General features: G+C 62.3%; 16 protein-coding genes. 9 read left to right on the top strand and 7 right to left on the bottom strand.

Translation table 11 applies throughout. The features are described from left to right. Nucleotides 1-24: 24 nt before the first annotated feature. The 5 genes from ACI3KQ_RS09230 (at nt 25) to mmsB (ending at nt 5513) form a co-directional block, all read left to right on the top strand. Nucleotides 25-1521 carry a CoA-acylating methylmalonate-semialdehyde dehydrogenase gene (locus ACI3KQ_RS09230; protein ID WP_404956901.1) on the top strand — a complete coding sequence of 499 codons (1497 nt, stop codon included), beginning with the start codon at nt 25-27 and terminating at the stop codon, nt 1519-1521. 71 nt (nt 1522-1592) lie between these two features. Continuing rightward, nucleotides 1593-2738 carry an acyl-CoA dehydrogenase family protein gene (locus ACI3KQ_RS09235; RefSeq protein ID WP_404956903.1) on the top strand — a complete coding sequence of 382 codons (1146 nt, stop codon included), beginning with the start codon at nt 1593-1595 and terminating at the stop codon, nt 2736-2738. Nucleotides 2739-2743: 5 nt separating this feature from the next. Continuing rightward, the gene (locus ACI3KQ_RS09240) at nt 2744-3802 is read left to right on the top strand and encodes an enoyl-CoA hydratase/isomerase family protein (RefSeq protein ID WP_404956905.1); all 1059 of its coding nucleotides are present in this window, start codon (nt 2744-2746) and stop codon (nt 3800-3802) included. 3 nt (nt 3803-3805) lie between these two features. Further along, nucleotides 3806-4585 carry an enoyl-CoA hydratase-related protein gene (locus ACI3KQ_RS09245; RefSeq protein WP_404956907.1) on the top strand — a complete coding sequence of 260 codons (780 nt, stop codon included), beginning with the start codon at nt 3806-3808 and terminating at the stop codon, nt 4583-4585. A 46-nt stretch (nt 4586-4631) separates the two neighbouring features. Next, the gene (mmsB, locus tag ACI3KQ_RS09250; RefSeq protein ID WP_404956909.1) at nt 4632-5513 is read left to right on the top strand and encodes a 3-hydroxyisobutyrate dehydrogenase; all 882 of its coding nucleotides are present in this window, start codon (nt 4632-4634) and stop codon (nt 5511-5513) included. 34 nt (nt 5514-5547) lie between these two features. Here the strand turns inward: mmsB and ACI3KQ_RS09255 are convergent, their stop codons facing one another. After that, a complete protein-coding gene (locus tag ACI3KQ_RS09255) occupies nt 5548-7236 on the bottom strand; it encodes an FAD-binding protein (protein ID WP_404956911.1) in 1689 nt (562 codons plus the stop codon). A 176-nt stretch (nt 7237-7412) separates the two neighbouring features. Between ACI3KQ_RS09255 and ACI3KQ_RS09260 the strand changes: the two genes are divergently transcribed. Beyond that, the gene (locus ACI3KQ_RS09260) at nt 7413-8174 is read left to right on the top strand and encodes an SDR family NAD(P)-dependent oxidoreductase (RefSeq protein ID WP_404956913.1); all 762 of its coding nucleotides are present in this window, start codon (nt 7413-7415) and stop codon (nt 8172-8174) included. A gap of 24 nt (nt 8175-8198) precedes the next feature. Beyond that, nucleotides 8199-8918: an EthD domain-containing protein gene (locus ACI3KQ_RS09265; RefSeq protein ID WP_404956915.1), complete on the top strand. Its 720-nt coding sequence runs from the start codon at nt 8199-8201 to the stop codon at nt 8916-8918. Nucleotides 8919-8929: 11 nt separating this feature from the next. Here ACI3KQ_RS09265 and ACI3KQ_RS09270 read toward each other — a convergent pair whose 3' ends face one another. Then, nucleotides 8930-10195 carry a TetR/AcrR family transcriptional regulator gene (locus ACI3KQ_RS09270; protein ID WP_404956917.1) on the bottom strand — a complete coding sequence of 422 codons (1266 nt, stop codon included), beginning with the start codon at nt 10193-10195 and terminating at the stop codon, nt 8930-8932. A gap of 68 nt (nt 10196-10263) precedes the next feature. On the opposite strand from ACI3KQ_RS09270, the gene ACI3KQ_RS09275 reads away from it, so the two are divergent. Both ACI3KQ_RS09275 and ACI3KQ_RS09280 read left to right on the top strand, forming a co-directional pair. After that, nucleotides 10264-11175, top strand: a complete 912-nt coding sequence (locus ACI3KQ_RS09275) for a TauD/TfdA dioxygenase family protein (RefSeq protein WP_404956919.1) — start codon at nt 10264-10266, stop codon at nt 11173-11175. 112 nt (nt 11176-11287) lie between these two features. Then, a complete protein-coding gene (locus ACI3KQ_RS09280; protein WP_404956920.1) occupies nt 11288-12133 on the top strand; it encodes a hypothetical protein in 846 nt (281 codons plus the stop codon). Between the two features lie 35 nt (nt 12134-12168). Here the strand turns inward: ACI3KQ_RS09280 and ACI3KQ_RS09285 are convergent, their stop codons facing one another. The 5 genes from ACI3KQ_RS09285 to ACI3KQ_RS09305 all read right to left on the bottom strand — a co-directional run bounded on the left by ACI3KQ_RS09285 (nt 12169) and on the right by ACI3KQ_RS09305 (nt 16609). After that, nucleotides 12169-12672, bottom strand: a complete 504-nt coding sequence (locus ACI3KQ_RS09285; protein ID WP_404956922.1) for a nuclear transport factor 2 family protein — start codon at nt 12670-12672, stop codon at nt 12169-12171. Nucleotides 12673-12767: 95 nt separating this feature from the next. Further along, nucleotides 12768-13454 carry a hypothetical protein gene (locus tag ACI3KQ_RS09290; protein ID WP_404956924.1) on the bottom strand — a complete coding sequence of 229 codons (687 nt, stop codon included), beginning with the start codon at nt 13452-13454 and terminating at the stop codon, nt 12768-12770. A gap of 43 nt (nt 13455-13497) precedes the next feature. Next, nucleotides 13498-14520, bottom strand: a complete 1023-nt coding sequence (locus ACI3KQ_RS09295) for an alcohol dehydrogenase catalytic domain-containing protein (protein ID WP_404956926.1) — start codon at nt 14518-14520, stop codon at nt 13498-13500. A gap of 220 nt (nt 14521-14740) precedes the next feature. Continuing rightward, nucleotides 14741-15511: an SDR family NAD(P)-dependent oxidoreductase gene (locus ACI3KQ_RS09300; RefSeq protein ID WP_404956928.1), complete on the bottom strand. Its 771-nt coding sequence runs from the start codon at nt 15509-15511 to the stop codon at nt 14741-14743. A gap of 24 nt (nt 15512-15535) precedes the next feature. After that, on the bottom strand, nt 15536-16609 hold the full coding sequence (locus tag ACI3KQ_RS09305) for a Rieske 2Fe-2S domain-containing protein (protein WP_404956929.1): 1074 nt from the start codon (nt 16607-16609) through the stop codon (nt 15536-15538). Nucleotides 16610-16644 lie beyond the last annotated feature (35 nt).

Consider the following 16644-nt stretch of genomic DNA (forward strand, 5'->3'; position numbering starts at 1 on the left):
GCGCAACAGCAGGAGAGATATGCCATGCGCGAAATCAGCCACAAGCTCGCCTTTGCCGACGCGCCCGCCCCCGGCCGCTTTGGCGATGTGTTCGACCCCAATAATGGCGGTGTGCAGGCGCGCGTGGCGCTGGGCGACAGCGCGCTGCTGGACCGCGCCGTCGAAGCCGCGAAGAAGGCGCAGCCCGCCTGGGCCGCTGTCAATCCGCAGCGCCGCGCCCGCGTCATGTTCAACTTCAAGGCGCTGGTCGAACAGAATATGGACGAGCTGGCCAAGCTGCTCAGTTCCGAACATGGCAAGGTTGTGGCCGACGCCAGAGGCGATATTCAGCGCGGGCTGGAAGTAATCGAATTTTGCTGCGGCATCCCGCATGTCCTGAAGGGTGAATATACCCAGGGTGCCGGGCCGGGCATCGATGTCTATTCCATGCGCCAGCCGCTGGGCATCGGCGCGGGGATCACGCCGTTCAACTTTCCGGGGATGATACCGCTGTGGATGTCGGGCGTGGCGATCGCCACCGGCAATGCCTTCATCCTGAAACCGTCGGAGCGAGACCCTTCGCTGCCGGTCCGCCTGGCTGAGCTGTTCTTGGAAGCGGGCCTTCCCGAAGGCATCCTGCAAGTGCTGCACGGCGACAAGGAAATGGTGGATGCCATCCTGGATCACCCGGACATCGCGGCGGTCAGCTTTGTGGGATCATCCGACATCGCTCATTATGTCTACAAGCGCGGGGTCGCTGCGGGCAAGCGCGTCCAGGCGATGGGCGGCGCAAAGAATCACGGCATCGTCATGCCGGATGCCGATCTGGATCAGGTGGTGAACGACCTTTCCGGCGCGGCGTTCGGATCTGCGGGGGAACGGTGCATGGCGCTGCCCGTGGTCGTTCCTGTGGGTGAGAAGACGGCGGTGGCCCTGCGCGAAAAGCTGATCCCCGCAATTGCGGCGTTGCGTGTGGGCGTTTCCACGGATCCCGATGCGCATTACGGTCCGGTCGTCACCGCCGCGCATAAGGCCAAGATCGAAAATTACATCCAGATGGGCGTCGATGAAGGCGCGGAACTGGTGGTCGACGGTCGGGGCTTCACATTGCAGGGGCATGAGCAGGGATTTTTCGTCGGGCCGACTTTGTTCGACCATGTGAAGCCGACGATGCGCACCTATCGCGAAGAGATATTCGGCCCCGTGCTGCAAATGGTCCGCGCCGACAATTTCGAAGAGGCGATCGCCCTGCCCAGCCAGCATGACTATGGCAATGGCGTCGCCATCTTTACCCGCAACGGCCATGCGGCGCGCGAATTTGCGGCGCGCGTCAATGTCGGCATGGTGGGAATTAACGTCCCCATCCCCGTCCCTGTCGCCTATCACACATTTGGCGGATGGAAACGTTCAGCCTTTGGCGACACGAACCAGCATGGCATGGAAGGCGTCAAATTCTGGACCAAAGTGAAGACCGTGACCCAGCGTTGGCCCGATGGCGGCGCAAGCGGGGACAGCGCGTTCGTCATTCCGACCATGGGATGACCCGCGTCCTTCTGTCGGCGGCGGCGTCCCGCTATCGTACGGCAGCGGGATGCGCCAGAAAGCAGGAAGCCATGACCAACCAGTTCGACCTTACCGACGAGCAGCGAGAGATACAGGATCTGGCGCGCCGCTTTACCGCCGACGCGATCACGCCGCACGCGGCGGAGTGGGATGAAAAGCACATCTTTCCGCGCGACACGATCCGCGCGGCCGCGGAACTGGGGTTCGGCAGCATCTATGTGTCGGAAGAATCCGGCGGTATTGGGCTGGGACGGCTGGAAGCGGCGCTGATCATGGAAGCCATGGCCTATGGATGTCCATCCACCAGCGCGTTCATATCGATCCACAATATGGGCGCATGGATGATCGACCAGTTCGGCGGCCAGGCGGTCAAGGACAAATATTTGCCCGATCTGGTGCCGATGACCCGCATGGCGAGCTATTGCCTGACCGAAGCTGGGTCCGGCTCCGACGCCGCCGCGTTGAAAACGCGGGCGGTACGGGACGGCGATCATTATGTGGTGACCGGGTCCAAGCAGTTTATTTCGGGCGGCGGCGAAAACGAGATTTATGTCACCATGGTCCGCACCGGAGAGGAAGGGGCCAAGGGCATCAGTTGCCTGGTGATCGAAAAGGACATGGATGGCGTCAGCTTTGGCGCGCAGGAACGCAAGCTGGGCTGGCACAGCCAGCCGACCGCACAGGTCAATTTCGATGGGGTGCGCGTGCCGGTGGACAATCTGATCGGTGCGGAAGGTGAAGGTTTCCGCATCGCGATGATGGGACTGGACGGCGGACGGCTGAATATCGGTGCGTGCTCGCTGGGCGGTGCGCAGCGGTGCATTGACGAAGCGCTGCAATATACGAAAGAACGCAAGCAGTTCGGCCAGAACATTGCCGATTTCCAGAACACGCAGTTCATGCTGGCCGACATGCAGACCGAGCTGGAGGCAGCCCGCACCCTGCTATATGCCGCCGCCGTCAAGGTCACGGCAAATGCGCCCGACAAGACCCGCTTTGCCGCGATGGCCAAACGCCTGGCGACCGATACGGGGTCGGCGGTGGCCGACCGCGCCCTGCAGCTGCATGGCGGCTATGGGTATCTGATGGACTATCCGGTCGAGCGTTTCTGGCGTGACCTGCGCGTCCATTCGATCCTGGAAGGCACCAACCAGGTCATGCGCATGATTGTCGCGCGTGACATGCTGAAGCAGTAAGCGCCATGACGGATCAGCTCACCACCTTCATCGACAATGGCGTTGGCCGCATCCGGTTGAACCGACCCAAGGCGATCCATGCCCTGACACCGGAAATGTGCCACGCGATCATCGATGCTCTGGCCGCATGGGCCAAGGATGATCAGGTGGCCGCCGTAATGATCGACCATGCGGAAGGGAGAGGGTTCTGCGCTGGCGGCGACATTGCGCTGATCGCCAGTAGCGCAAAGGATGATTGCGCCGAGGCGGAACGGTTTTTCCATGTCGAATATCGCATGAACCATATGCTGTTTGGCTATGGCAAGCCGATCGTCACCTTCATGGACGGGATCGTCATGGGCGGCGGCGTCGGCATATCGCTGCCCGCCCGATACCGCGTGGCGACCGAACGCACGACATTCGCCATGCCTGAAACGGGGATTGGCCTGTTCCCGGACGTGGGCGGCGGCTGGTATTTGCCGCGCCTGCCGGGGCGGGCGGGCGCATGGCTGGCGACTACTGGCGCGCGGATCAAGGGGGCGGACTGCGTCGCCATGGGCATTGCCACCCATTATATGACATCCGACAAGATCGAAGCGGCCAAGGCGCGGATCATTGCGGAGCCATCGCGCCTGTCCGACATATTGGACGAGATGGCCGACGATGCCCCGCCGTCGCAATGGTCGGCCCGTCGCGCCGACATCGACCGGCTTTTCGCGTCGGACCGTTATGAGGATATATTGGCGGCGCTGGATGCGGATGGGTCCCCATGGGCACGCGAGCAGTTGGTCATATTGGCGTCCAAGTCGCCCCAAACGGTCAAGGTCGCACTGCGGCAGTTGGCCGAAGGCGCGGACTTCACTGATTTTGCCGACAATATGCGCAACGAATATCGCATCGCCTGCCATGTGATCCGCCGCCCGGATTTTGTCGAAGGCGTGCGCGCCGTCATTTTTGACAAGGACAATGCGCCGCGCTGGAATCCGGCGACTCCGCAGGATGTCACCCACGATCTGGTTGACAGCCTCTTTGCTCCGCTGCCACCGGGCAAGGAGTGGACGCCTTACCCGCAAAGTGGAGTTTGACCGATGACCTATGAAACCATCCTGGTGGAACAGCGTGACGCCGTTACGCTGATCACGCTGAACCGGCCGCAGGCGCTCAATGCGCTGAACAGTCAGGTGCTGAAAGATTTGAGCGCTGCCTTTGCTGCCTATGACGCAGACGCTTCGCAGCTGTGCGCGGTGGTGACCGGCAGCGGCGACAAGGCGTTCGCGGCAGGCGCGGACATCAAGGAAATGGTGGAAAAGGATGCCGCCGATTTCTTCCTGGAGGATTTCTTTTCCGGCTGGCAGACCGGCGTGGTGGCGACCCGCAAACCCTGGATCGCGGCGGTCAACGGCTTTGCCCTGGGCGGTGGGTGCGAATTGGCGATGATGGCGGACTTCATCATCGCGTCGGATACGGCCAAGTTCGGCCAGCCCGAAATCAAGCTGGGCGTGGCGCCCGGCATGGGCGGATCGCAGCGCCTGACCCGCGCCGTGGGCAAGGCCAAGGCGATGGAAATGTGCCTGACCGGTCGCATGATGGGTGCCGAAGAAGCGGAGCGTTCCGGCTTGGTCGCTCGCATCGTCCCGGCGGCTGAACTGCTGGATGACGCGCTCAAGACCGCGCAGGCGATCGCTTCGATGCCGCCGATGGCGACGATGATCAACAAGGAAATGGTAGACATGGCGTTCGAAACCGGTTTGGCCCAAGGCCTGCTGACCGAACGTCGCCTGTTCCAGATCCTGACCGCGACCCAGGACAGGATCGAAGGCATGACCGCCTTTGTCGAAAAGCGCCCTGCCCAGTGGAAGGGGCGCTGACCGGGACCTGATCCCGATCTTCAGCTAATATCGTAAGGAGACGGCCATGACCACGACCATTGCTTTCATCGGCCTGGGCAATATGGGCGGGGGCATGGCCGCCAACCTGCTGAAAAATGGCTACGCCGTCCGCGCTTTCGACCTGTCCGCATCCGCGCTGGATAAGGCGCGGGACGCCGGGGCCATCCCTTGCGCCAGTGCCGAAGAGGCCGTCGCCGGGGCCGATGCGGTGGTCACGATGCTGCCTGCGGGCAAGCATGTCGACGCGGTATATAACGGGTCGGTCTTTGCTGTCGCAAAGCCTGACACGATCATGCTCGACTGTTCGACCATCGATGTGGAAACCGCCCGCCGGACGATAGCGACGGCGGAAGGCAAGGGCTTCGCCATGGTCGACGCCCCAGTTTCGGGGGGAATAGCGGCGGCCCATGGCGGCGCGCTGACCTTCATGGTCGGCGGCACGGATGCGGCATTCCACCGGGCAAAGCCGATCCTGTCCGCCATGGGAAAGGCGGTCATTCACGCAGGGGCGGCAGGCAATGGTCAGGCCGCCAAAATCTGCAACAACATGCTGCTGGGCGCGACCATGATCGCGACCTGCGAAGCATTTGCCATGGCGCAGAAGATCGGGCTGGACCCCCAGACATTCTACGATATTTCCAGCGTATCTTCAGGGCAGAGCTGGTCGATGACCAGCTATTGCCCGCTGCCCGGCGTCGGCCCGGATTCACCAGCCGACAATGGCTATGAAGGCGGGTTCGCCGCCGCGCTGATGCTGAAGGACCTGAAGCTGGCCGTCGAAGCCGCCGCCGCCGTCAACGCCAGCGTGCCCATGGGCAGCAACGCGGAAGCGCTTTACCAGATGCTGGTCAACAATGGCGAAGGAGCCAAGGATTTTTCGTCGATCATCCAGTTGCTAAGGGGCTGAACACGGCAGTTTAGCCCTGCCAGCCCCCTGCGCGTCAACTGTTGCCGCCGGTCATATGGCGGGCGGCGACATAGCCGAAGGTCAGGGCCGGACCGAGCGTCACGCCCGCGCCCGGATAGCTTTCGCCCATGGACGACGCGGCATTGTTGCCGATGGCGTAGAGGCCGGGGATCACGGCCCCGTCGTCGCTGACCACCTGCGCATTTGCGTTGGTCTTCAACCCGCCATTGGTGCCGATGTCGCCGGGATAGATGGGCAACGCATAGAATGGCCCCTTGTCCAGCGGGCGCAGGCATGGGTTGGGCGAATGGCGGAAATCCCCATACATTTTGTCATAGGCGGCTTCACCCCGGTGAAATTCAGGGTCTTCGCCCTTGGCAGCGTTAACGTTGAACCGACCGATGGCCGATGACAGGCGGGCCGGGTCCACACCGATCTTCCCGGCCAGTTCCTCGATCGATCTGCCCTTCTTCAGGATGGAGCGGACGCCCTTGCTGTGCATGGCGACAGGCATCAGCGGGTAAAGCGGCCCCATCGGGAATTTATGACGATATTCATGGTCGAAGATCATCCAGCAGGGGTCGGCGTCGGCATGTTCAGCCTGTCGGCGGGCCATCTGCTGGCCGACGATGTGATAGGATGATGCTTCGTTCAGAAAACGCTCACCGCTCTGGTTGACCATGATGCAGCCCGGCAATGCGCGTTCGACCGTGCATAGCCGGCCCCTGTCCTCGCCAGGCACATAGAAGACCGGCGCGGCCCAGGCGGATTGCATGTTCATGGTGCCTGCGCCTACCGCTTCGCCCGCGACGATGCTGTCGCCGGTGTTGCTGGTCACGCCGCCCGAATAGCGCGCGGCAGGATAAAGGGGCGCGTTGCCGTCGCGCATCGCCTGATTCTTGTCAAAGCCGCCAGCGGCCAGAACGATGCCCTTGCGTGCGCGGATGCGGTAGGGCTTGCCGTCCTTTTCCACCACGGCGCCAGTGACCGCATCGCCTTCGCGCACCAGTTCCTTCAAGGGCGTTTCCAGCCACAGTGGTACGCCCTTTTTGTTCAGGGCCATGCGCAGGCCCCCGGTCAGCGCGTTGCCCAGCGTCAGCCGCCGGTCCTTGCGCGATGTCAGGCGGAAGGGCAGGTCCAGCCAGTATTTGGCCATGTTCTTGACCAGGTTCTTCATCCAGCCCTTTTGCCGATAAAGCAGTTCGTAGGTCTCGCTGAAATGCCAGTTCAGATAGCCGAACAGGCTGGCGGCGGGCGACGCAAAGCGGAGCGTGCGAACGTCCGCGCCCAGTGGCTTGCCGTCCAGGGGATTGGGCAAATGGGTGCGGAATCCTTTTGCCGACCCGCCGGGATTTTCGGCATGATAGTCGGGATAGGGAAAAGCCATGTATTGGACGGGCGTGTTCGCCATCAGCCAGCGCAGCATGGGCGAGGCGTTGTTGACGTAGGCGCGGATATTTTCGTCGGGGACGTTTGCGGCGGATAGCTTGCGTAAATACATGAAGGAGTCATCGATATTATCGTCGAAACCGGCCTGCTTCGCGACATCGCTGCCGGGTATCCAGATACCGCCACCCGATGTCGCCGACGTCCCGCCCCAACGGTCCGCCTTTTCCACGATCAGCACATCGGCATGATTGTGCGCGCCGACCAGCGCCGACATCAAGCCGCCCGCGCCCGATCCTATCACGAGGATGTCGACTTCCTTGTCCCAATTGTTCATATTCGCCCGCTTCAGAAAATTGCCCATGTCGCGGACGGATCAAGGCCCATCGCTGGACCATCCCAAAGGCAGATGCCTCTCCCGCTTCTTAAACGCAGACGTTGCCTTACCTTGCCTTAAAGTCAACATACGCGTAGAATTTTGTTCGATATATTGCGACAATCAAAGGAGAGGATATGCCCGCGTTAACGGGAAAGGTCGCGCTGATCACCGGCGCGGGCCAAGGGATCGGCCAGGGCACGGCGCTTGCCTTCGCCAGTGAAGGCGTCGACCTGCTGCTGGCGGGGCGAACGCTGGACAAGGTGGAGGAAACGGCGCGGCTGGTCAGGGAACGCGGCGTGCGCGCCGTTCCGGTCGCCTGCAACGTCAAGTCTTTCGACGATCTGGCCACTGCGGTGGACAAGGCAGCGGCGGAGCTGGGCGGCGTCGACATATTGGTCAACAATGCGCAGGAAGTGCCGCTGGGGCCGATCGATCAGGTCAGCGACGAGGCATTTACGGCAGGCTTCGAATCCGGCCCCCTCGCCTCTTTCCGGCTGATGAAGCTGGTGCGTCCCCACATGGTGCGGCGCGGCGGGGGCACCATTTTCAACTTCGCATCATCGGCAGGCATCCGCTGGGACATGAGCAATTATGGCTGCTATGCCGCGGTCAAACAGGCTACACGTGCCCTGACCAGGGCGGCGGCGGCGGAATGGGGGCGGGACAATATCCGCGTACTCACCATCGCGCCCCACGCGGAATCGCCGGGCCTGAAATCCTGGATCGACCATAATCCTGAGGAAGCCGAAGCCTTTTTCCGCACCATCCCGCTGGGGCGTGTCGGGCGGCTGGAGGAAGATATCGGCCGTGCGCTGGTTGCGCTGTGCGGATCGGACCTGACCTACCTGACCGGCGCGACCGTCCCGCTGGACGGCGGACAGGCGAATTTCGACTGACATTATAATCTGCCGGAGAGTGATATGGAAAAAGTGATTTGCGCGCTTTGGGCGCCGCAAGGCGAAAGCCGTGCCGACTATGGCGCGCGCCTTGTCGCGGAATTGCCCCGCGCGCTCAAGGCGGCGGGTGCGAGCGGCATTCGCCTCAACATCCGCGACGCAATAGTCGAACCCGCCGCGCCGCTGGTCCAGCAATGGCAGCCGCCACAGCAGGACGCGGTCGTGCAATTATGGCTGCCGAGCGCCAACGCCATCTTTCGCGAAGCGGTGGATGCGGTGCTGGCGCAGATGAGCGGGCGGTTCGAGGCGTGGCTGGTCGCCGAATCCACCATCATCGCCAATAGCCAGCATCAGCCCGCGCCGGGATCGCGGACATGGGGCTGGTCGCAGGCGAGCTTCATTTCATTCCGCCCCGACATGAAGTGGCAGGATGCCGTCGCGCACTGGCACAGCCACCATACGCGCGTCGCCATCGATACGCAGTCGAACTTCGAATATGTGCAGAATATCATCGTTCGTCCGCTGACCGGAGACGCTCCAACCTATGGCGCCTTTGTCGAGGAATGTTTCCCACTGGATGCGATGACCGATGGCCGGGTGTTCTTCGATGCGGTGGAGGATGAAGCGAAGTTCGCCAAGAATACAAAGGATATGGCTGATAGCTGCGCCGGGTTCATCGACTTTGCGCGGATCGACATCATTCCGACCAGCCAATATGACTTCGCGCATCTGGACCGCGCCTGACACGGGGGCATTCACAAAAGGCTGGTAAAACCGTGCAGGAAGATGGCGGCGGCGCGCTTTGCAAATCGCCGCCGGTCATCCTGCGCGACTGCCTGATCCGCGCCGAACAGCCGGTTGCCGCGCGTCGCCAGCACCAGCAATTGCCGCGCGAGCCATTCGCGGTCATCCCGCGCGCCCAGCGTCCCCAGCCAGTGCGATAGAGGCCCGGCCCAGGGTTCGCGCAGGATGGCGTAGATGGCGCGCGCCGTTTCAGGGTCGCGCCGCGACTGGCTGATCGCGGCACGGTGGAGCTGGATCGAGGGTGCGTCAGCAAGCGAGGCGATGGCCGCATCCAGGAACGCCTCCAGCGCGGCGCGGTCCAGCCTGGCGGAGGGAAGCGGTGGGGCCTGCGTGACTGCCACATTGCGGGCGTGATGGCGCAGGGAGGCGGCGAACAGGCCCGCCTTGTTGCCGAAATGGCGGTAGAGCGTGCCCCGCCCGACCCGTGCCTGCGCCCCGATCAGGTCCAGATTAGCGCCTTCATATCCCTGTTCCAGGAAATGACGGCCAGCCACATCCAGCAGGTTGCGGATATGGTCCGGCAACGCCTGCGTCCCACCGGGAACGGTTGGGGGAGTGGTTGCCGTGTCGGTCATGCCGCCTAGCCAAGGTTCGATTCCCTGGGAAAAGAGCAGCGCCGCCTGCCCTGCCAGCCTGTCCCGTTCATCCTTGCCAGGCGCGGGGAGGCCCATCAGCAGTGCCGGGCCTTCGACGGCGAGCGACCCGAAATCCAGCGCCAGTTCCAGCGGGACATGCCGCGCAAGGCCCTGTTGCCGGGCATATTCCTCCAGCGCCAGCCGCACCGGCTCCATCCGCGCCCATTGCTGGTCGCGTAGCACGGACGCCACATCCGGCATGCGATGGGCGACGCTGGTCGCGACCCACAGCACGCTGAACAGGCCCTGGTCGACGGTCGCGTCGATGATGGTGCGGGCGAGCCAGGCCAGTTCGATGCGCGGGTGGCTGGCCGCCTGATGAACCGCCTGTGCGCGGGCGGTAAATTCAGCGCCTGCCAGTTCCAGCGCGGCGCGAAACAATGCCTCCTTATCAGCGAAATGGCGGTAAATGGTTTCCTTGCTGACATTACCAGCCCGCGCGATGGCGTCGATGCTGACCGCGTCAAAGCCGCGCGCGACAAATTCGCCCCGCGCCACCGCCAGCAGATGTTGCACGCGGTGGGACGGGGTTTCAGCCGCCAGCTTCGAACCATCCGTCATCGCGTGCTGATGCTGCCCCATGCCATCGCTATATCAATTTGGCGGCAGCTTGCACCCCCTTACGGCCCGTGCTGTCCCAAGGCTTGACGATGTCCGAACGGTTGGATACCGTTCGGATACAGGAGAAGGACGCTATGGCGCAAATGGCGTGGGAAGAACGGCCAATCGATCCCTTCGGCATGGAAATCGTGATTCCCCTGGACGCGCCCCTGCCCGATGGGTTCGAACGACGAATGCTGTCGTTGTTCGATGAACATAAGCTGCTGCTGTTCCGTGATCAGCGGTTGGATGAGGATCAGCAGGTCCGATTACTATCCCTGTTCGGCAAGGTGCTGGGGGCGAAGGGCGAATTCCGCGAAATTTCCAGCGACGGCAATCTGGGTTCAGGCCCCCTTACCTGGCACAGCGACCTGGCGTTCACCGACGATCCGTTCAAGATCATCTCTTTGCACGCGGTCGATGTGAATGACGGGCAGAGCTGGACCGGCTTTGCTAATGGCGTGACCGCGATGAAGCGCATGCCCCCCGATCTGGCCGCCCGGATCGAAGGGCGCGACGCGGTCACTGCGCTGGCAATGATCCAGTCCCACCGCACCGTCGATCATGACGTGCCTGACTATGTGCCGCAGCAGAAGCGACCGGCGGTGATTCCCCACCCCCGCACCGGCGAGCCGACGCTATATGTCAGCGATATGCAGACCGCCCGGATCGAAGGGTTGGGCCGCGAAGAAAGCGACGCCCTGCTGGATGCGCTGTTCAGCGAACTTTATGCCCCCGACCGGATTTATCGCCATCATTGGAACAATGGCGACCTGCTGATCTGGGACAATATCGCCCTGCAACATTCGCGCTGCGACCTGACCGGCATGACGCCCCGCCGGTTGCAGCGGGTGTGCGTGGCGGACAAGAGCTTTTTCGAGCTGTTGCCGCAGTTCAGGATCGACGATCCGCGCATCGCCGCCTGGGGATCGGACGGCAAGAAGCTGGAACTTAGAGCATGATCCGATCATACTGGATCGGACCATGCTCTATTTTCTTTTTGTCTTCCGCATTTTCCGAGTCAGCAGATGAATCCATCTGCTTCGAAAATGCTCTAACTGACGGAGCGTGACCATGGCCGATCTTCCCTATCTGCTGCGGGGCGTGATGCCCGTCGGCACCGACAGCAGCGTTCTGGTTTCATCGTCGAAATATCTGAATAATCCCCGGCTTCGCGAATGGCTGGCGATGATCTGCCTGCGCAGGAACGGCGCGGACATGCCGCCTCAGGCGGAAATGTACGAATTTCTGCCCATTCTGGATTCCCTGCGGGATTTCGAAGCGGTGGAGGACATGTTCACGCAGGAGCGCAGGGTCAATCCAGAGCTGGACGCCTGGTTCGAAGAAGGTTTCATTTCCAGCTATCGGATCGAGGATTTCAGCGATTATCAGCCGGGATCGCTGGGCGGGATATTCTACACGCAGATGACGTCGGGCGATTATGAAATTCAGATCACGCCATGGCAGCCGCCGCAGACGCAGTTGCAATTTTATAATCTGAGGTCAGGCCAGACCCATGATTTCGAGCATATATTATGCGGGGGCGGGTTCAACTTCATGGGTGAACTGGTGCCCTATTGGTATCGGCTGACCAATGTGCCGCGATTTATCAGGAACCCCGAACTGGCGGCGGAGCTGAACCTGATCCAGTTGTTCGGGTCGCTGCGCTATACGGTGCGGACGATGCTGCATTATCCGCATGTGTGGCCGACCTGCGTCAATGCGATCCAGCGCGGGATGCGGGTGGGACAGGAAAGCGACGCGCTGTTCATGAAGAGGCTGGAGCCGGTATTCCACCTTCCGCTGGAAGAGGCGCGGGCGGCACTGGGCGTGCGCGGAGCGGTGGACGTCGATACCGACCGCGAAGGCGCTTATTGGGCCGGACGCGAACCGTTGGAATCGATTTTCGAGCCGGCCTGACGGACAGCGATCCGGCCCCGCCCGCACCCTCACCCTCACCCGGCGGGCAGTTCCCCCGACGCCAGGACGGTCAGGGACCCGTCCTCATTAATCTGTTCGGTCAGGATCGACGTGACCTGGCTGACGCTTTCGGCGATCCACCAGCGTCCGCCCTCGCGGCGATAGACATCCTCATACTCGACCGCCAGCCGCGTGACGTGGCGCGGTCCGGTCAGGATCGTGCGGAAATTGAGCGACCACAGCCCCTTCGCCTCGTCCGGCCCGGTCAGGCTGATGTCCCAGTTGGTGGCGTGATGGATGTCATATACGCCGCCATTGCACGCCATGCTTTCATAGGTGGCCACGAAGGCGTCGCGGTCAGTGAATATAGGAAAGCCGTGATAGGCGATCCGCACGCCGCCGGGCAGGAAACAGTCGCGCACCGCGTCGGGCTGCTTCAAATCACAGGCCCGCAGATAGCGCGATTTCAACAGCCGGATTTCTTCCTTATCCTCCAGCGCCTGAAGCCGTGCGGCCAGATTTTCCATGCTGTCGGCCATGCCCTCTCCTTATCATTGTTCGAAAATCCGGGCGTTGCGCCTGCCGCCCCGAAGAGCCAACGCCCCGGCGGTTGGGCCGGGGCGCGAAGTTCATCTTATCCCCATTCGACCACGGACAGAACGTGGTTGGCATAGCCGGGGAAGACATAATCAAATTCCAGGATCATGGTTTCACCCAGCATCCCGCTCGACAAAATGTCGGTTTCCAGAAAGGCCTGAACGCCATTCTTGCCATAGGCATGGCGCGTTGCGTTCTTGTAGATGGGCGACGCGTCCAGTCGAGCGTCGACTTCCGCAGTGCCGGGCAGTGCGCGGTTGTAGACCAGCTTGAGCCGACCCTTGAGTTCAGGATCGCTGCGGTTGGCCTCTTCCAGAGTCAGGAAGACATTTTCCAGATCTTCCAGACTTTCCAGCAGCGTGCCATAATGGAAGCCATATTCAGGGTCCTGGTCCATCTTTTCGCGCATGGTCGCGACGGCGGGATGTTCCTGCGGCGTCCCGATATTGAGCGCGCCGTGGATTGCTTCCATCAATTCGCGCTGCGCTTCGGGCACGCAGGACAGATAGACGATGCCGTCGCCACGCGGCTGATGCTTTCCATCGACCACGAAACGATAGAAATGCGTTCCGTCCGGCAGGGTCAGGTCCTGCGTGAGGACATAGCCGAGCATGCCGAGCAGGCGTGCGGCGAGCGGGCCTTCCTCAGGCTTTTTATAATGCAGGGCCATGTGGCCCATGGACCGGGGTCCGGTCGCGGTTTCAGATTTCAGTGCCGTTGCCATGATGTGTCTCCTGTCCAATAATCCCGCATGCTGTCCGCCCTTTTCATGGTCGGATCAGAACCTTGCATTCCGATGGCCGCGACCTCAGCGCCTCGAACGCCGCGGGCAGTTCATCCAGGCTGACCGTTGAGGTGTGGATCGGCCGGGCGTCAATGGCACCCCGTGCCAACGCGTCGATCACCGCTTCGAAATCGCGCTCCGTATAGGCCTGACTATATCGGATCGTCACCTCCTTGCCCAGCGCGGCGATGGGCAGGATGGTATCTTCCTGAAGCACCACGCCCGCCACGACCACCTGGCCGCGCACGTCGGCCAGGGCTATCGCCTGGGTCAACATGCCCGGAACGCCGACGCATTCGAAAACGACATGCGGCCGCTGAACCCCGGTCGTACGCGCGAATGCCGATGCGACATCTTCCGCCGATCGCGGATCGATGGCGGTCGCACCCACCGCCTCTGCCAGCGCGCGACGTTCCGGCGAAGGCTCGCTCACCACAACATGGCGCACACCGGCATGAAGCGCGAACAGGGCAACCGCTATGCCGATCGGGCCGCCGCCCAGTATCAGCACGGCAGCGTCACCGGGAAGATGCGCCATCGACACGATATGATGGCCGACCGCCAGCGGCTCCACCATCGCGCCTTCTTCGAAACTGATGCCCGCAGGAAGCCTTTGCACCATGGCCGCCCGCGCGCCTACGAACTGCGCGTAGGCCCCCTGCGCCAGCAGCGACGTGCCGGTGAAGAGATTGTGCGAGCAGAGCGCGGGCAAGTGCCGGTCGCATGCAACGCAATCGTTGCATATGTTCAGCGGCAGGGCAGTGACCCGGTCGCCCACTTTCCAGGGACCGGCCACATCCTTGCCCAACGCGGCGATCGTTCCGGCAAATTCATGGCCCAGGATAAGGCCTGCGGGGGAATAATCGCTTTCCACCATATGCAGGTCCGATCCGCAGATGCCGGAATGAGCGACCTGCACGATGACCTGATCCGCATCAGGCACGGGGTCGGCGACGGTTTCCACCGTCAGCGGGCTACCGACGCGATGAAAGACGGCTGCGCGCATCAGCGACACCCTTCCCACCGACGCGGCGATGCCTGTTGCCCTGCCATCCTGTTCCCACACTCCCCACCACGGACCAGAGGCACCGCGTATGAATGACCGAAATGGCCAACGCTATAAGGCATCTTACCTACATCTTGGCCGCGCTTCGCGGAGTACATAGCAACAAGTTTCACGCATCGCAAAGACAATGCCGGGCGTCGACCGTGATGGCGCCGTAGCCTCAGACGCCAAAGCCGCCTGCGACCGACAGCGTCTGGCCCGTTATATAATTGGCGTCGTCCGATGCCAGGAATATAGCCGCCTTGCCGATATCCTCTGCCTTGCCCCACCGCTTTATCGGCAGCAGTTTCTTGACCTCACGCTCCCAATTTTCGTCGAAATAGCCTTGTTCCTGGCCGACCTTGAACTGGCCCGCATCAATGACGCCCACGAGGATGGAGTTGGCGCGGATTTCGTTGACGCCTTCTTCCTTCGCGATGCCCTTGACCAACGATTCGTTGCACGCCTTGGGCGCTACCGACAGTCCGTCGAGATGCGGCCACCAGTCATGCCCGGCCGACCCAAGATGCACGAAGGAGCCGCCGCCTTTCGCGCGGAAGTGCGGGATCGCGATGCGCGCCGCATGGTAAAAGCCGAATGCTTCGATTTCCATCGACGCGCGGAATTGATCCAGCGACCAGTCGGCGATGTTGACCTGAGCCACGACCGGGCCAGCGCCCCAGACGATGCTGTGAATACGGCCATGGGATTCAACGGCGTCAGCGAAGCCGGCTTCCATTTCTTCATAATTGCGCGCGTCGGCCTGATGGATGGTGGCGTTGCGACCGAGGGCACGGATTTCCGCTGCCGTCGCTTCCGCCACCTGCTGTTTTGACCGATAGAAGATCGCGACATCGACGCCTTCGCGCGCGAAGGCCAGCGCCACGCCCTTGCCGATCCCGCCGCTGCCGCCAAAGACGGCGACCGCGCCTTCAGGAAATAGTCTGCCCATGGTCTTCCTTCCTATTATAGCTTGTCATTCGGCGGCGTCGGCCAGTCCGGGAGCGCCCGCTATGCCGCTGGTGTGATGCACGCCGTTGACGCGTGCCTGAAGCTCCAGCGCCTTGGCGCGTGGATTGTAGAATTGGCGATACCAGGCCCGGCTGCGGTGAAAGGGGCCGTCGGTCGGCAGGCGCAATATGTTGATGGCTGGCCCCTTCGTCCGCCAGATCGCGAAATCCTGGGAAAATGCGGCAAGCCCCGCGCCATGATATTGGTCGCGCATTTCCACATCGCGCGCCGACGGCGGCACGTCCTGTCCCCGCGTCACTATGCCGTGCCAGACCTGCGTGACGCCGTCTTCCTGGGGCGTGTGGCAAATGATCTGCACCGCGTCGGTTTCGCCCGAATAGCGGGCGATGAGGATGCCAGGTCCAGTGTAAAAGGCGTCAACGTCCAGCACGCCATCCTCGCTGGTCATGGTTTCATGTCCCCCGCCCGACAGTTGGCGACCGATCACGCCTTCGAAAACGGAGTCGAAATAGGCGAGCTTTTGCCCATGGATCGGCCCGAAGTGGCGGGTGTCGACCAGATTGTCGAGTATCTCCTGCGGATGGACGGGCAATGTGCCCAAATCATCATATTCCCCATGAATCCATTGCGGATCGGTCCATTCAGGCAGGGCCGGAAGTTCATAGTCCGCCTGTCCCCCTTCAGGATCGTGCCAGGCGAATATGCACCCGAATGCTTCCTGCGCCGGATAGGCGCGCAGCTTTGCCGCTGGCGGGATCGTGCCGTCGAAATAGGGGATGTGATCGCAGCGCCCGTCCGGCCCGAACCGCCAGCTATGATAGGGGCAGCGGATGGAATCGCCCTCTATCCTCTGCGCCGCCGCGCCTGACGTCTGCTCCGCCGCCAGATGCGCCTGCATATGCGGGCAATAGGCGTCGAGCAGGACGACCCGCCCCGAAGCGCCGCGATAGATGACGAGATCGCGCCCGAACATGCGCAGGGGCGTCGGCGCGCCGGTCAGGTCGCTGGCCCGCGCCACCATGAACCAGCCACGCGGAAAGGTGAATTCGCCCAGCCTGTAGTCCGCCGTCGTCGCCATATATCCTCTCCTACCAGCGCTTTTTCGCTGTGCCT

This window comes from Sphingobium sp. ZW T5_29, assembly GCF_044987515.1.
Classification (GTDB): Bacteria; Pseudomonadota; Alphaproteobacteria; order Sphingomonadales; family Sphingomonadaceae; genus Sphingobium.

Excerpts from the sequence above, each read along its gene's own strand:
- ACI3KQ_RS09290 (WP_404956924.1), bottom strand. The coding sequence starts at position 13,454 with ATGGCAACGGCACTGAAATCTGAAACCGCGACCGGACCCCGGTCCATG.
- ACI3KQ_RS09300 (WP_404956928.1), bottom strand. The coding sequence starts at position 15,511 with ATGGGCAGACTATTTCCTGAAGGCGCGGTCGCCGTCTTTGGCGGCAGC.
- ACI3KQ_RS09270 (WP_404956917.1), bottom strand. The coding sequence starts at position 10,195 with ATGGGGCAGCATCAGCACGCGATGACGGATGGTTCGAAGCTGGCGGCT.
- ACI3KQ_RS09245 (WP_404956907.1), top strand. The coding sequence starts at position 3,806 with ATGACCTATGAAACCATCCTGGTGGAACAGCGTGACGCCGTTACGCTG.
- ACI3KQ_RS09240 (WP_404956905.1), top strand. The coding sequence starts at position 2,744 with ATGACGGATCAGCTCACCACCTTCATCGACAATGGCGTTGGCCGCATC.
- ACI3KQ_RS09235 (WP_404956903.1), top strand. The coding sequence starts at position 1,593 with ATGACCAACCAGTTCGACCTTACCGACGAGCAGCGAGAGATACAGGAT.
- ACI3KQ_RS09305 (WP_404956929.1), bottom strand. The coding sequence starts at position 16,609 with ATGGCGACGACGGCGGACTACAGGCTGGGCGAATTCACCTTTCCGCGT.
- ACI3KQ_RS09280 (WP_404956920.1), top strand. The coding sequence starts at position 11,288 with ATGGCCGATCTTCCCTATCTGCTGCGGGGCGTGATGCCCGTCGGCACC.
- ACI3KQ_RS09260 (WP_404956913.1), top strand. The coding sequence starts at position 7,413 with ATGCCCGCGTTAACGGGAAAGGTCGCGCTGATCACCGGCGCGGGCCAA.
- ACI3KQ_RS09265 (WP_404956915.1), top strand. The coding sequence starts at position 8,199 with ATGGAAAAAGTGATTTGCGCGCTTTGGGCGCCGCAAGGCGAAAGCCGT.
- mmsB (WP_404956909.1), top strand. The coding sequence starts at position 4,632 with ATGACCACGACCATTGCTTTCATCGGCCTGGGCAATATGGGCGGGGGC.
- ACI3KQ_RS09295 (WP_404956926.1), bottom strand. The coding sequence starts at position 14,520 with ATGCGCGCAGCCGTCTTTCATCGCGTCGGTAGCCCGCTGACGGTGGAA.
- ACI3KQ_RS09230 (WP_404956901.1), top strand. The coding sequence starts at position 25 with ATGCGCGAAATCAGCCACAAGCTCGCCTTTGCCGACGCGCCCGCCCCC.
- ACI3KQ_RS09285 (WP_404956922.1), bottom strand. The coding sequence starts at position 12,672 with ATGGCCGACAGCATGGAAAATCTGGCCGCACGGCTTCAGGCGCTGGAG.
- ACI3KQ_RS09255 (WP_404956911.1), bottom strand. The coding sequence starts at position 7,236 with ATGAACAATTGGGACAAGGAAGTCGACATCCTCGTGATAGGATCGGGC.
- ACI3KQ_RS09275 (WP_404956919.1), top strand. The coding sequence starts at position 10,264 with ATGTCCGAACGGTTGGATACCGTTCGGATACAGGAGAAGGACGCTATG.